The organism is Paenibacillus sp. B46(2026), assembly GCF_056786355.1.
The window spans coordinates 3,130,161-3,144,833 of the sequence record NZ_CM165907.1; the positions used below are offsets into that span (position 1 = coordinate 3,130,161).

At 44.9% G+C, this 14,673-nt stretch carries 13 protein-coding genes; 7 read left to right on the forward strand and 6 right to left on the reverse strand.

Going from position 1 to position 14,673, the window contains the following annotated elements:
- Nucleotides 1–2 precede the first annotated feature (2 nt).
- On the reverse strand, nucleotides 3–926 hold the full coding sequence (locus AC1S8V_RS14230; protein WP_482074141.1) for an AraC family transcriptional regulator: 924 nt from the start codon (nucleotides 924–926) through the stop codon (nucleotides 3–5).
- Between the two features lie 202 nt (nucleotides 927–1,128).
- Between AC1S8V_RS14230 and AC1S8V_RS14235 the strand changes: the two genes are divergently transcribed.
- Nucleotides 1,129–1,707: a TetR/AcrR family transcriptional regulator gene (locus AC1S8V_RS14235; RefSeq protein WP_482074142.1), complete on the forward strand. Its 579-nt coding sequence runs from the start codon at nucleotides 1,129–1,131 to the stop codon at nucleotides 1,705–1,707.
- A gap of 76 nt (nucleotides 1,708–1,783) precedes the next feature.
- Here AC1S8V_RS14235 and AC1S8V_RS14240 read toward each other — a convergent pair whose 3' ends face one another.
- Nucleotides 1,784–2,197, reverse strand: coding sequence for a MerR family transcriptional regulator (locus tag AC1S8V_RS14240; protein WP_482074143.1), 414 nt, complete (start codon nucleotides 2,195–2,197; stop codon nucleotides 1,784–1,786).
- Between the two features lie 189 nt (nucleotides 2,198–2,386).
- Between AC1S8V_RS14240 and AC1S8V_RS14245 the strand changes: the two genes are divergently transcribed.
- The 3 genes from AC1S8V_RS14245 to AC1S8V_RS14255 all read left to right on the forward strand — a co-directional run bounded on the left by AC1S8V_RS14245 (nucleotide 2,387) and on the right by AC1S8V_RS14255 (nucleotide 4,588).
- A complete protein-coding gene (locus tag AC1S8V_RS14245) occupies nucleotides 2,387–3,427 on the forward strand; it encodes an NAD(P)-dependent alcohol dehydrogenase (RefSeq protein WP_482074144.1) in 1,041 nt (346 codons plus the stop codon).
- A 186-nt stretch (nucleotides 3,428–3,613) separates the two neighbouring features.
- Nucleotides 3,614–4,087, forward strand: coding sequence for an HIT family protein (locus tag AC1S8V_RS14250; RefSeq protein WP_482074145.1), 474 nt, complete (start codon nucleotides 3,614–3,616; stop codon nucleotides 4,085–4,087).
- Between the two features lie 129 nt (nucleotides 4,088–4,216).
- Nucleotides 4,217–4,588, forward strand: coding sequence for an iron chaperone (locus AC1S8V_RS14255; protein WP_482074146.1), 372 nt, complete (start codon nucleotides 4,217–4,219; stop codon nucleotides 4,586–4,588).
- A gap of 75 nt (nucleotides 4,589–4,663) precedes the next feature.
- Here the strand turns inward: AC1S8V_RS14255 and AC1S8V_RS14260 are convergent, their stop codons facing one another.
- On the reverse strand, nucleotides 4,664–5,644 hold the full coding sequence (locus tag AC1S8V_RS14260) for an aldo/keto reductase (protein WP_482074147.1): 981 nt from the start codon (nucleotides 5,642–5,644) through the stop codon (nucleotides 4,664–4,666).
- 408 nt (nucleotides 5,645–6,052) lie between these two features.
- Here AC1S8V_RS14260 and helD point away from each other — a divergent pair, with 408 nt between their 5' ends.
- Both helD and AC1S8V_RS14270 read left to right on the forward strand, forming a co-directional pair.
- Complete coding sequence (gene helD, locus AC1S8V_RS14265) at nucleotides 6,053–8,467, forward strand: RNA polymerase recycling motor HelD (protein WP_482074148.1); 2,415 nt, start codon at nucleotides 6,053–6,055, stop codon at nucleotides 8,465–8,467.
- Between the two features lie 223 nt (nucleotides 8,468–8,690).
- The gene (locus tag AC1S8V_RS14270; protein ID WP_482074149.1) at nucleotides 8,691–9,395 is read left to right on the forward strand and encodes an SDR family oxidoreductase; all 705 of its coding nucleotides are present in this window, start codon (nucleotides 8,691–8,693) and stop codon (nucleotides 9,393–9,395) included.
- 118 nt (nucleotides 9,396–9,513) lie between these two features.
- Here the strand turns inward: AC1S8V_RS14270 and AC1S8V_RS14275 are convergent, their stop codons facing one another.
- From AC1S8V_RS14275 to AC1S8V_RS14285, 3 genes are all read right to left on the reverse strand, one after another.
- On the reverse strand, nucleotides 9,514–10,344 hold the full coding sequence (locus AC1S8V_RS14275) for a carbohydrate ABC transporter permease (protein ID WP_017688542.1): 831 nt from the start codon (nucleotides 10,342–10,344) through the stop codon (nucleotides 9,514–9,516).
- Nucleotide 10,345: 1 nt separating this feature from the next.
- Nucleotides 10,346–11,218, reverse strand: coding sequence for a carbohydrate ABC transporter permease (locus AC1S8V_RS14280; protein ID WP_482074150.1), 873 nt, complete (start codon nucleotides 11,216–11,218; stop codon nucleotides 10,346–10,348).
- Between the two features lie 68 nt (nucleotides 11,219–11,286).
- On the reverse strand, nucleotides 11,287–12,600 hold the full coding sequence (locus AC1S8V_RS14285; RefSeq protein ID WP_482074151.1) for an ABC transporter substrate-binding protein: 1,314 nt from the start codon (nucleotides 12,598–12,600) through the stop codon (nucleotides 11,287–11,289).
- Between the two features lie 206 nt (nucleotides 12,601–12,806).
- Here AC1S8V_RS14285 and AC1S8V_RS14290 point away from each other — a divergent pair, with 206 nt between their 5' ends.
- Entirely contained in the window at nucleotides 12,807–14,570 is a 1,764-nt protein-coding gene (locus AC1S8V_RS14290) for a cache domain-containing sensor histidine kinase (RefSeq protein ID WP_482074152.1), read from the forward strand.
- Nucleotides 14,571–14,673: the final 103 nt, after the last annotated feature.

The following is a 14,673-nucleotide window of genomic DNA, read 5'->3' on the forward strand; positions in this document are numbered from 1 at the left end:
AGTCAGGAGATCGTTGTCGATTCATCGGTTTTACCTCTCAGACGTTTGATATCTTCCCGGGGCGGAAAACCGAACATGCGGGAGTATTCACGACTGAATTGGGAAGGGCTCTCGTAACCTACCTGAAATGCTACATCTGCTGCATCGGTGGACTTAGATAATAACAAGCGTCGAGCTTCCTGAAGCCTGAGTTGTTTTTGAAACTGAATTGGACTCATGGCAGTCACTTCTTTAAAGTGTCTATACAGCGAGGCAGTGCTCATATTCGCCAAGTCGGCCAATTCCTCAACCCTGAAATTCTGATCAGAGTGATTCATAATATATTGAATGACGTCTTTGACTCGATACGTGTGGCTGCCCTCCATTGTAGCTTGTTCTAGGGCAACCCCATGGGGACCTTTCAATACTCTATAGAGAATTTCCTTCTTGAACAAAGGTGCGAGTAGTGGGATATCTTCCGAATGTTCTTCCAGTAGTCGGGCCAACCTGACGACCGCGTCCAGCAGAGACGATTCAGTTTGGCTGACAAACATGGCCCTTCTCGCATTTTTCAGCGGTTTTGTAGGGAAGTCGGAATGGTTTAATACCTCCAGAATTTCACTGGATGTAAACTCAAGTTTTAGCGCCAGGTAAGGAGCTTCAGGCGAGGCCTGGATGACTTGTCCACTAACTGGCAAATCAACGGTTGCGACGATATAACTTCCTGGACCATAACGGAAACGATCCTGTCCCAGGAGTACCTCTTTTTCGCCCTGAACGATAATGCAGAAGGACGGTTCATTAACTCTGAATAGGGGTTCCGTAACGACAGATTCGCGGATTAAAAATAAGGAGGGAATGGCAGTAGAATGCACCCCGTCCTTGTCAGAAAAACGGTCAATGAGTGTGGCTAATTCGTTCTGTTGTTCGTGTATTTGATCAGACATGAAAGTTCTCCTTTTTTTCTCACAACATAATAACCACATTCTATCGTAGATTGACCCAAGGCGGTAGAAAACGGATAGGAATAGGCAAACATTTGAGGTGAATGGATAAGATATGTTATTTGCCGGCTGAATATTCACAAGTCCCTATTTTATTTACTGATCGTTCCCGATGTGTTAGATTGATTTTGGGAGGGAAGTCAAAATGGCTAGGAGTAAAGAGTTTGAAGTAAACGAAGTATTGGATAAAGCAATGAAGATCTTCTGGGAACAAGGTTACGAGAAGACGTCGATGAGTGACCTGGTTGAGCATATGGGGATTCATCGCAGAAGTATATATGATACGTTTGACGACAAACATTCGTTGTTTTTGCAGGCAATGGATCGTTACAATGGTAAGGTCAGCAATACATTGCTCGCAGAGATCAAAGCGTCCAAGACAGCAGTGGAAGCACTGCATAAAATTTTCGAAGTTATGATCAGCGAAGCAGAGGATACGCCATCGGGTTGCCTGATCGTGAATTCGGCGGTGGAGCTGGGCCCACGTGATACGGAGGTGGACTCCCGATCTCTTGAATCATTTAATGTAGCAGAGCGGATGTTCGAGCAGATTATTGAATGGGGACAGCGGGATGGAGAGTTCTCCTCAACTCAGGATGCGAAGGAAATGGCAGAGTACCTTCACAATACTTCCGTGGGCATACGAGCCATGGCAAGAACTTCGATGGATAAAGAAAAATTAAATCGCATTATCCATGTATCGATGAAACTTTTGGAAAAATGATAAAGTAGCTTGAAATCCGTTAGCGGACTTCAAGCTACTTTTTTTTGCGTCAATTTTAGAAAAAAAGCGTAAACCATCAATTGGTGATGGCATTTTCTATCGGTTTAATTTTGTGAATCTCTTCGGTTCCAGCCTTCAAAGCATTCTCGTAGTATGCGCATTTGTGCTCAATGACTTCCATAGTCTTTCTCAGTTCTTCCATCTGTGCTTCTACACTAGCTTTTCGCTCGGTAAACATGTCATATCTCTGCTTCAAAGTGGAGTCCCCTTCAGAACACCATTCAATGAAGTCTTTGATGTCCTTAATAGGCATCCCGGTCAGCTTCAAACATTGAATGATCTTTAGAAAGTCAATGTCGGAGTCTTTGAACAAACGTGTTCCGCTCGTTGTACGTTCCACAAAAGGCATGAGTCCTTCCTTGTCATAGTAACGCAATGTATATACGGTAAGGTCCAATTTTTTGGCAACTTCACTGATTGAATAAGTCATTGGCGGTGATTTCCTTTCCACTGGGGGTAGACTTCGAGTTAACTCTAGCTTGTTCCGATGAGAATTCTATCATGGTGCATTACAAACTGTCAAAGTGGGGCGGAGATAAAAAAGGATAAATATTTGACCTAGAGTTAACTAGAGGGGTTAAGATTATTTTGAACTTTAAATTACGAGGAGGTTATACCATTGATTATAGCTAAAGCCAGAGCCGTTGACGGACCAGACCAACAATTCAGAAGTGCTGAAATTAAACGACGTGATCTGGATACCAATGATGTATTAATCGAAATTAAATATGCAGGTATCTGCCATTCTGACATCCATACTGCCCACGGTGAATGGGGTCCTGTGAATTATCCGCTCGTTCCTGGACACGAGATTGCCGGGATTGTAACGGATGTAGGAACCGGAGTGTCCAAATACAAGGTCGGTGACCGAGTAGGGGTCGGATGTATGGTGGACTCTTGTGGCGAATGTGATAACTGCCGCAAAGGTGAAGAGCAATACTGTCTCAAAGGAAATATTCCTACTTATGCTGGGGTGGACAAATACGGTGAGCCTACGCAAGGTGGATATTCGACTCACATTGTTGTCGTAGAGGATTTCATCGTTCGCATCCCTGATAACATTGCACTTGATGCTGCTGCACCTTTGCTGTGTGCCGGTATTACGACGTATTCACCACTGCATCACTGGGGAGCTGGCCCAGGTAAGAAGATTGCCGTTGTAGGTATGGGTGGTCTTGGTCATATGGCTGTCAAAATTGCACATGCGATGGGTGCCGAAGTAACCGTTCTCTCCCAGTCCTTGAGCAAAAAAGAAGATGGACTGCAATTTGGTGCAGATCACTACTTTGCCACAAGCGAACCGGAAACATTCGAGAAACTTGCAGGCACTTTTGATCTGATGATTAACACGGTAAGTGCGAATATTGATATTAACGCTTATTTCTCCCTGCTCACGCTGGATGGTACACTCGTGAACGTGGGTGCTCCTCCAGAGCCTTTAGCTGTTAACGTATTCTCTCTCATCGGTCATCGTCGTTCATTCGCAGGTTCCATGATTGGTGGCATTCGTGAGACGCAGGAAATGCTCGATTTTTGTGCAGAACATGATATTGCACCTAACATTGAGGTCATCTCCGCAGACCAGATTGACGAAGCATACAAGCGTGTACTGGCTTCCGACGTGAAATATCGCTTTGTTATTGATATCAGCACCATGTAAGTGTGAAGTGTGAAGTGTGAAAGTGATAGTTGAAGATAGTAGAAAGCAGCTGCCGATAAGGTCAGCTGCTTTTCTGTTTTGTTAATTGCTGATTCGTTCTATAACCCGCCATCTTATCGCAACGAACAGAAGGTAACTGCGTCTAATAACTAGTTAGAAAAATATGAAAGGAGTGGTATGAGAAAGATGACAGCATCATTTTCACATCAGCCTGAAGGGTACGAATGTCCATTTTGTCGAATTTGGGGTATCGAGCGACCTGATCAGGGAACAAAACAAAGGGATATCATCTATCAGAATGAAAAGGTAACGGCATTTATAGCGGGCAAATGGTGGCCAAACAATAAAGGACATGTTCTTATTGTTCCGAATCAACATTTCGAGAACATCTTTGAACTCCCCGAGGACTATGCTGTTGAAATACACCGCGCGGCTCAGCTTACAGCATTTGCAATGAAAAGTACATATGGATGTGATGGGATTTCTACACGACAACATAATGAACCTGCTGGCAATCAAGACGTGTGGCATTATCATCTGCATGTTTACCCTAGATATGTGAATGATCAACTTTATCTGACAAATGGTTCTCCGTCCGATCCAGATGAACGTGCTCTCTATGCTGATCAGTTGCGTTCTTGGATAAAGGAAAACATTTAAAGTCTAGCAGACTACCCATTTTTTGTTGAGTTATCGGGCAGATAAGGGGTTTTGAATTTGATATTCATGATAGAATGAGATTGAATGGGGCAAATTAAATAGTATATTTCTTGTTATAGGGGGAAACGAATGGAGACCTTTGCAGAATTCATAGCACGCATCGATAACCCGGAACACCAGGCACGAACGGAAGAAGTCTTGAACTGGATTACTGAAAAATTCCCGAATTTAAAGCAAAAAATAGCTTGGAACCAACCGATGTTTACCGACCATGATACCTTTATCATTGGTTTTAGTGTATCAAAGCAACATTTGGCTGTTGCTCCCGAGAAGGCCGGAATCAATCGTTTTTCGGAAGAGATCACTCAGGCGGGGTATGATCACACCAAAGAGTTGGTGCGGATGAAGTGGAAACAGGAGATTGATTTTTCGTTACTTGAGAAAATGATTGAGTTTAATATAAAGGATAAGGCAGAATGTTCAACATTCTGGCGCAAATAAATCGCGATATAAAAAGTAGACCCCCAACTTCCGGATACGGAAAGAGGAGGTCTTCTATATTTTAAGCACAAGCGATTATTGAGCACCTACTACAGGGTGAGGTACATAGGGCTCTTCAAGGAATGAGACGTCTTCTAAGGTCAACTCAACAGAAAGAGCACCTACCGCATCTTCCAGATGCGATATTTTGGTGGCACCGATAATTGGAGCCGCTACAGTGTCTTTTTGTAGTAACCACGCAAGTGCAATATGTGTGCGAGGGACACCGTATTTTTCTGCAATGGATGCAACTCGCTCAACAACAAGTCGATCCGCATCGCTAGTCGCATTGTACTTGGATTTCTGAATTTGGTCTGTCTCGGATCGGAGTGTCGATACGGACCAGTCACGGGTTAACCTGCCTGAAGCAAGAGGACTGTAGGGAGTTACACCAATCTTCTCTTCCTTGCATAAAGGCAACATTTCTCGTTCCTCTTCACGGTAGATGAGGTTCAAGTGGTTTTGCATGGAGACAAACTTGGTCCAACCATTTTTCTCTGCTACGTGTAAGGCTTTTTGGAACTGCCATGCGAACATGGCTGAGGCGCCAATATATCTCACTTTACCGGACTTCACCACATCATGTAAGGCTTCCATGGTTTCTTCAATAGGCGTATTGTAGTCCCAACGATGAATGATATACAGATCTACATAATCCGTTTCCAGTCGTTTCAGGCTTTTATCGATCTCACTCAGGATGGCTTTTCTGGAAAGGCCAGAACCGTTTGGTCCTTGGTGCATTTGTCCGTGTACCTTGGTTGCAATGACAACTTCATCCCGATTTGCGTAATCTTTTAACGCTCGACCAAGATACTCCTCGCTCGTACCCAGAGAATATATATTGGCTGTATCGAAGAAATTAATGCCTAGATCCAGTGCTTTTTTGATCACAGGGCGAGAATTTTCTTCATTCAGTACCCATTCATGAACCCATTTACTGGCGTCCCCAAATCCCATACATCCCAGGCAAAATCGAGATACGTCCAAGCCTGTGTTACCAAGTTTCGTATATTCCATGTTATGTTCAAATCCTTTCTAATGTTTATTATTGCCACCTGTATGGTGACCTATTTACACATTATTATGTCATAACGAATGGAACAACCTGTACCACATTTCTATCAAAATTTTGCCTAATCCTATCATATTCACCCAATCGGTTGGATAAAGGACAAAAAAAAATGCCCCTCAGTGTAACTCAAGGGACATCTTATTTAATATAAATTATTGTTTAACTCAAACAGAATAGAAAAAAAGCATTGAACGTAAAAAAAAGCCATGATATAATCTATAGCGCAATTGACATTTCTATTCAATGTAAAGGGTGAATCATTATTTCTCCTAATTTAATTTTACATCCGACATTCCGATTTGTCAATGCTCTTTTTTTGGTCCTAATAAATGGAAAAGGGAGTGGACTCATTCATGGATAAAACAAACGATTGGAAGTTGGAAGAGGAAAGATTAGTACAGGTGAGGAACAAACTTCAGGCACGACTCGACGAGTTAGAACCGAAGGTTGCCGGACTGCATGAACAGGCTGCCGAAATTCGTAAACGGTTTTGGGAAGAAGTGACGATCAATACGGGTTCGTACACGGATTTTGAAGATGCATTCTATACCATTAATCAGCAGTCGAGGGTATTGGCCGAGAGGGAGCGCGGGCACAAGCTTTTAACACAACAATGGAAGAACACAAAGAGACTGCTTCCAACGCCGTATTTTGGCCGTTTCGACTATAAGGAAAAAGGCATGACATTGACTGAACAGATCTACATTGGCGTATCATCTTTCATGGATGAGGATGGATTGAACTTTCTAATCTATGACTGGAGAACGCCAATTGCGAGTCTGTACTATGATCACTCTCCCGGGCCAGCAAGTTATGACACACCTTCAGGACGAATCGACGGAAAGATGGAGCTCAAGCGTCAATTCCAGATTCAAAATGGGCAGCTTCATAGCATGTTTGATTCAACTGAGACGATTGGTGACGAATTGTTGCAGCAAGTGCTTGCCAAGGGTGCAGACTCACAAATGAAGAGCATTGTAGCAACTATCCAGAAGGAACAAAACGCCATTATCCGTGATGACCGAAGCCGAATGCTTATCGTTCAAGGGGCAGCTGGCAGTGGCAAGACGTCCGCTGCGTTACAGCGAGTGGCCTACTTACTATACAAACACCGCCAGACCGTCAAAGCAGATCAGATTGTACTTTTCTCGCCGAATCCGATGTTTACCAGTTATATCTCGACCGTACTCCCGGAACTTGGTGAAGAGAACATGCAGCAGACAACTTTTCAGGAATATCTGAATTATTGGTTGGATTCCTCCATACGACCAGAGGATGCCTTTGATCAGATTGAATATGTGCTGACAGCTCAGAATGATCCGGGATATGAAGCTCGTTTGGAGGCGATTAAGTACAAAGCTTCCGAGACATTCCTGCAAGTGCTCCAAAACTACGGTAAGTGGTTAGGAAGAGAGGGGATGCGGTTTAACGGGATTCAATTTCGGGGACGTGAATTCATCACTGCGGACCGAATGAAGACTCAATTTTACAGTTTGGATCAAAATCTTACCTTGTCCAACCGTATACTTCTTTTGCAGGAATGGTTGCTGAGAGAACTCGTTTCGCTGGAACGTCTGGAGCGGGAAGCAGACTGGGTTCAGGAGGAGTTGAATTATCTGGACACAGAAGAGTACGTGGAAGCTTTCCGCATGTTGCACAAAGAAAAGCCTGTGTTCGATGTGGCGGAAAAATACGCAGCACGGGAGAATGGGAATAAAAGCGCAGAGCAAGATGAGGGTGCCTTTAACTTTGCAGTGCGGGAAGAGGAGCTGCTTCGTCAGAAACTGGTGAAAGACATGTTTAAACCGTTAAGAAAGAGTGTGCGGAAATTCCAGTTCGTGGATGTGAAAGGTATATATGAACAAGTTTTTGTAGATGAAGTCGCTTATCGGGAGCAAACGAATGGGGCAATCCCCCCGCAGCATTGGCCCGAGATTTGTAAACAGACCAAGGAAATGATCATCCAGAACAAGCTGTTCCATGAGGATGCTACTCCTTATTTATATGTAAAAGAGTTGATCGAGGGTGTCCGGACAAATACAGATATTCGGTATGTCTTCGTGGATGAAGGTCAGGATTATTCGGCGTTTCAGTATGAATATCTGAAGAAACTGTTTCCTCGTGCCCGCATGACCGTGTTAGGGGATTTCGGGCAAGCCATCTTTATGCAGGCCACGGATTTGGCAGCATCCGACTCGCCGCTGGTTCACCTTTACGGAGAAAGCGAAACTACATTGATACGCCTGGTACGCAGTTATCGTTCAACCAGAGAGATCGTAGAATTTACGAGATGTATGCTACCAGGGGGAGAAGGGATTAGACCGTTTGAGAGGGGAGATCAGAAGCCTCTTTTAACGAGATTGAAGGAGGAGAAGCTGCGTGCTGCGCAGATTCTCGCAGACATCGCCACGCTTAAGGCGGAGGGGTTCGATTCCATCGCTCTGATTACGAAGACCGCGGCTGAAAGCCGGGACGCCCATGAATGGTTACGAAGTCAGGGAGGCGAAGGGCTGCGGCTCATAACGAAGGACACACAAATTTTTGAAAAAGGAATCATGGTTATTCCTGTGTACCTCGCCAAAGGCGTTGAGTTCGATTCAGTCCTGATCTATGATGCTTCACCAGAAGCTTACAGCCAGGAATATGACCGCAAGCTCCTGTATACGGCCTGCACACGGGCCATGCACCGACTTCATCTATATACAACGAGTGACTGGTCACCGTTTGTGCAGGTGTTACCTGCGAATCTGTATGACATAAAATCATAATCCATATGTAAATCCGTTCTAAATGAAGGATCAAAGAAAGATGCTCGGAGCCTTTTTTCAAAGGTTATCGGGCATCTTTCTTTTTATGAAGACATGGATCATAAAAGTTATTCTTTACTGATCGTTCCCGATGTGATAGATTGTTATTGGGAGTTATGAGAACGATCATTCTCATAACAGCTCGAAAATGAATGAATTCTCAAATGAGAGGGAGTAATAAAAAATGAACATTTCCAAACAAGTTGCTATTGTAAGTGGGGCTAATCGAGGGTTGGGCAAGGAACTTGCTCTTGAACTGTTGGCGAGGGGAACCAAAGTGTATGCTGGAGCGCGAAACCCAGAATCCATTGACCTGCCGGGGGCTATTCCACTGCAACTCGATATTACTGATCCTCAATCTGTCATGGCTGCAGCTGAGGTAGCTAGTGATGTAACCCTTCTAATCAATAATGCTGGTTCCGCTACGGGTGCTTCTCTGTTCACAGGTGAGCTAAACGATATTCACTTGGAATTCAACACACATGTTTTCGGTACGCTTTCAATGATTCGTGCGTTTGCACCGGTGATTGAGAAGAATGGAGGCGGTTCGATACTGAATATCCTGTCCGTTCTATCTTGGCTCAGCCTCGGTAACTCGGGTGCATATTCAGCTGCAAAATCCGCTCAGTGGGGGATTACGAATGCATTACGTCTGGAATTAGCCCCTAAGAACGTTAGCGTTGCCGGATTGCACGTAGCGTTCATGGATACTGATATGACGGCAGGTATCGATGCACCGAAAACGAGCCCAATGGATATTGCCAAAATTGCAATAGATTCAATTGAAGCGGATCTCTACGAGATTATTGCTGATGATACTAGTCGGAATGTACAACAGGGTCTTGCTGGTGGTGTTGCTGCCCTTTACCCGCAATTGTTTCAAAAATAGAGAAGTGTAGATGCATTTTCTCGCTATAAATAAAACAACCCCCGCCAGATATGGTGGGGGTTAAGTCCGTCATGAATCCTCCAATTCCATTCCCTCAAGAACGGTGACAATATAAGGTTTAACCTTTAACTGCACCGGCAGTGAGGCCGCTGACAATATATTTTTGCCCAAATAGATAGAGGATGAATACAGGCAGCGATGTAAGCACGAGATTGGCGAATATCAGGTTCCAGTCCCGGCTGTATTTGCCGTAGAAATTGTAGATCGATAGTGGCATCGTCCATGTGGAGCTATCTGTCAGGAAGTACACCGGAATTGTGATGTCATTCCAGACGGACATGAACACCATGATCGCTACCGTTGCGTTAACGGGCAGGATAAGCGGTGTGACGATGCGGAAGAACACGCCGAATACACTTGCTCCTTCCAGAAATGCTACTTCGTCCAGCGCTCGTGGAATGGTTTTGATGAACCCACTATACAGGAATACACTGAAGGCCGTGTTCAATGCGGCATAGATCAGGATGACACTAGTGATGCTGCCGTAGAATCCCAATCCCTGTACGACCCGTATGGTCGTAATAATCGACATTGGTGCAATCAGTCCCATGAAAAAATACATGTAGATGGTGCCGGATAGTTTGGTTTCCCGACGTGCCAGAATGAATGCCGCTGCCGAAGAAGCAACGATATTAATGATGGAAGATACGCCAGTAATCAAAATGCTGTTGAAGAACGCTCGCGACAGACCGCCTTCCTGGAAGACACGAACATAGTTCGAGAACTGCCATGTTTCCGGGAAACTCAGGGAGAAGCTGAGCACTTCGGCGCTGGTTTTGAATGAACCAAAGATCAGAATGACAAGCGGCAACAGAACGATAAGAGAGGCCAGAATCAGGAACCCTTCCACGATATAGTTGCGGATGGCGAGTTTGCGTGTATAGCCCATGTTATTCCGTAACCTCCTTACGCCGCATGAAGATCAATAGCGGTATAGCAATAATGGTAACGACCACGAACAGCAGTGTGTTGACGGCGGTACCAAGTCCCCAGTTACCTTCGCCGAAAGATCGCAGAATGATCGTACCCACGACCTGTGAAGCGTTACCCGGGCCACCACCGGTCATGACGTACACTTCGGAGAATACTTTGAGTCCACCGATCAATGTCAACATCAGGTTAATGTTAATGGCGGGCAATAAGAGTGGCAGTGTGATCTTGAAAAAACTTCTCCACGAACTTGCGCCATCAATCTTGGCTGCTTCGTAATACTCTTGAGAAATGGACTGCAGGCCCGCCAGATAGATGGCCATCTGGAACCCGGCGCTCTGCCAGATCGAGACGATGGCAATCGTCCAGATAACAATCGATGGGTTGGTCAGCCAAGCTTGGCTTAACGAATGTAGCCCAACAGATTCCAATAAGTTGTTAATTGTACCTTCGGTACGCAACATGGGAGTGAACAGAATGCTGATCACAAGAATGCTGAGTATGGAAGGGGAGTAGAAGATGGCGCGCAGCAGGTTCTTGGTTCTTAATCGCATGTTAAGTCCTACGGCCAGCAATAGGCCGATGATATTCTTGCCAACGACGGTGACGATTGCAAATATCGCCGTGTTTTTCAGCGCCAGAATAAGCGTTTTGTCCGAGAAAATTTTCTTGAAATTATCCCACCCGATGAACTTCAGCTCCAGCCGATCCAGCCGCCAATCCGTGAATGAATAATAGAAAGCGGCGAGAGCAGGCACAACGAAAAAGATGGAGTAGATAATCAGTGCGGGAAATATCATGTAATACGAGTACAGATTTTTAGTCCTTTTCATGTCTCACACTCCGTTATAGCCAGGCAGCATAACGGTCGATCCTGTTATGCTGCCTTATATTTCACTCTTTAGAAACCTTCTACACCTTTATCCTGCATCAGCTGACTGAACTTCTCATCCCAGGATTTCAGTACTTCTTCCGGTGACAATCCACCCGCAAATTGATCCTGCAATAATCGGTACAGTTCGCTGCGATCAACCAGCATGTATGCATCCGTTGTCAGCACGGTTTTCTTCGGCGTAATATAATTGTCTACAATATCCTGTTTGTAAGCTGGCAGTTCCGGTGTAGTAACGTCACTGAAATTGGATACGTATCCTTTGGAATCGACGATCTGTTGTGCGACATCCTTGGAAGCGATATAGTCCAGGAACTGTTTGGCTTCATCCAGATGTTTGGATTTCTTCGGAATGAACAGTTGTCCGCCCAGTGGACTTGCACCCAGACTGGCATTATCCGACGATGGAATCGGGAATACGCCCAGTTCCATATTTGGATCTTGCTCGGCCACGCCTTCGATTAACCAATCGCCCATAAACATCATGGCAACTTCCTTGTTCAGGAATTTACCTACGGCCATGTCATAGCTGTCGCTAAGCACATCCGTGTTGGTGTACCCTTTGGTGTAAATTTCATATTGTTGTTCCAGGAATGTTTTGAATTCCGGGATATCAGACCATTTTTTCTTATTGCTGTTCAACTCATCAAAAAAAGTCGGGTCATTTTTGGCTACAAAATCGGCAAAAGCTGCAGCAGGCCAGATGTTGGCAGCCCAGGCATCTTTGTAAGGCATGAATACGGGCGTAATGCCACTTGCTTTGATTTTTTCACAGATCGCCAGGAATTCTTCGTAGTTGGTTGGAATCGACAACCCGAGTTCTTCAAAGATTTGTTTGTTGTAAACGACCCCTTGCATCCCCGTATCTTGGCTGACATGGAAACTGTAGAGGTGTCCACCAGAAGAGAGGACGTCCTTGTTCACAATTCTGCTTGCCCAAGGCTCGTTATCCAGAATCTCGAAGTTACGATCAAGGTTCAGGTCCGTGACTGCGCTCGCCAGATTGTACTGAATAATGTCAGGCGTTTCATCTACAGCCAGTTTGGTTTGCAGTACAGTCGTCGTTTGTTCCGCTGGAATCAGCTGCAAATTGACACGAATGTTCGTTTGTTTTTCAAATGCATCAAGAATGTCCTGCTGGATAAAGGCAGAGTCCTGAGAACTTTTAGAGATTGCCAGCTCCAATGTGACTTTGCCACTCTTGCTGTCCCCGCCAGCAGCTGTACCGGAATCCGTACCTCCTGATCCACAAGCGGTTAACGAGATCGATAATAAACTGGCCAGAATAATGGAAATCGTCTTTTTTCTTTTTATTGTTTTCAATGCAAATCCCCCTCTAAAACGTTTGGTGAATCCGTTTACAAGTCTGATTATAGATTCTTTTATCGCCCCGGTACATGTCTGTGCTTGAACGTTGATGTGTAAAATCCTGAACTTGAAATCGCTATCATTTCATGAAATACCGTGATAGAGTAGACATGAATATAAGGGATTTCACATCAAGTCAGAACAGGAGGGCATCTCTGAGAATGGCAAAGCTCATACATAAAGCAACTCAATTCAGTTTGCAGACAAAGGTCTTTTTGACATTTCTGGCTCTGCTTTTGTTCGTGCTGGGCTGTTTTATCGTTTATGTAAATGTGATTGTTATTCGTCCGCTCAAACTAAAAACGGAGCAAGATACGCTCGTGACTGCTACGAAGGTGAGAGAGCAGGTTGATCTATACGTAGAACAACAGAACCAAATGTCACAGCGGATATTGTCCAGCAAGAATATTTTTGCAGCCATGGACAAGAGCTCCTCAGCTCATAGTAACTATGAAAGGCTGAAGCAAATTCGGATCATCAAAGACATCATGTTTCAGGCGATTGGGCCAAGCATGAATATCAAGGATATGTCCATCTATGACAGGCAAGGTGTTCTTCTTACGTCATATCTGGGTTCAGGCAATCCTCCGGCGATTTTGAACACGATGATGGAGAGTAGTCAGAGCGGGCGGGATTGGACGGAAAGCGGTTTTGTCTTGCTGCGCCAAGACGATACCATCTCTTTTGTGCGCACGATCAATGATCAGAACGGCAAGGTGTACGGTTATCTTAGCATTCAGATGGAACAGGCCTATATACAGAATCTTACGGAAGGCGTTACCGCTGGAGATGTTTATATTTTGAATGAACAAGGGGAGCAGATGACAGGTTCGGAAGCGGGGGTGACAGTTGCCAATTGGAAGAAACCAGCATCAGACGAGGGACTGGTGGTCGACAAAGACGACAATTATATTACGCATTCTACATCACCCAGTACAGGTTGGATCACGTATATCATAACACCCAAAAAATCCGTTCTGGGTTCGATCCATTCGGTTCAGACCATGTCCATCCTGCTGATTACGGCGCTGATGCTGGTTTCCTTTGTGTATATCTTCCTTTCAACGCGTAACCTGCTGCTTCCAATTCGCAAGCTTCGCAGTCAAATCTGGCGTATGAACTACAGCAATATGAATCTGAAAGTGGATGAAACGCCGAAGAACAACGATCTGTTATTGCTTAACGAAGCCTTTCAGGATCTCATGGAGCGGCTACAGCAATCCATTGACCGTGAAAAATCGGCACTTCATGAAGAAGTAAAGGCGCGTAATTCTGCGCTGCAAGCCCAGATCGCTCCACATTTTATTCATAACGTTTTATATCTGATCAGTATTGCTGCACAAGAGGGGAAGACCAAAGTTGTATCGGATATGTGCAAGCATCTCTCGGACAGTCTGCGTTATATCGTCTCTTCGCCCTACGCCCATGTGACCTTGGCTGATGAGCTTCAACATACGAGACATTATTTGTCCCTTGTACAACAAAAGTACGAAGAGGATCTGGAGTGGGACATCCGTGCGGACGAGCTGGCGAGCGAAATCAAGTTGCCACGGTTGGTCATTCAGCCGTTTGTGGAAAACTGCATCGAACATGCCTTTGCCAACACCGCACCTCCTTGGCGTATCCGGATTACCGTGAAGCAATATAACGGATTATGGGCTTTGGAGATTAAGGATAACGGAGAAGGCTTTTCACCGGATAAGATCCAGGAGATTTTAGCCAATATTCAGGCATCGGGTTCCGGAATGAACCAGACTGCCGATCGTGCAACAGCCCTGGGTAACATGGGGATGGTCAACAGTGTCAATCGACTCAAACTAATGTATAACAATCGGCTTTTTATTAATATATTTAACAATCATGCGGAAGAGGAACATGGAGCAACAATTCAGATCATCGGCTCACTGACGAAGGATTTTTACTAGGGCGTGTCTGAAAACTCCGAAGGAAGCAGATTTTGCCGAATTTTCGTTCCAAGCCAGGAAGTTTTCCGCAGGCGTGCCGGGGCACGTCAAGGGAAAGTGACGC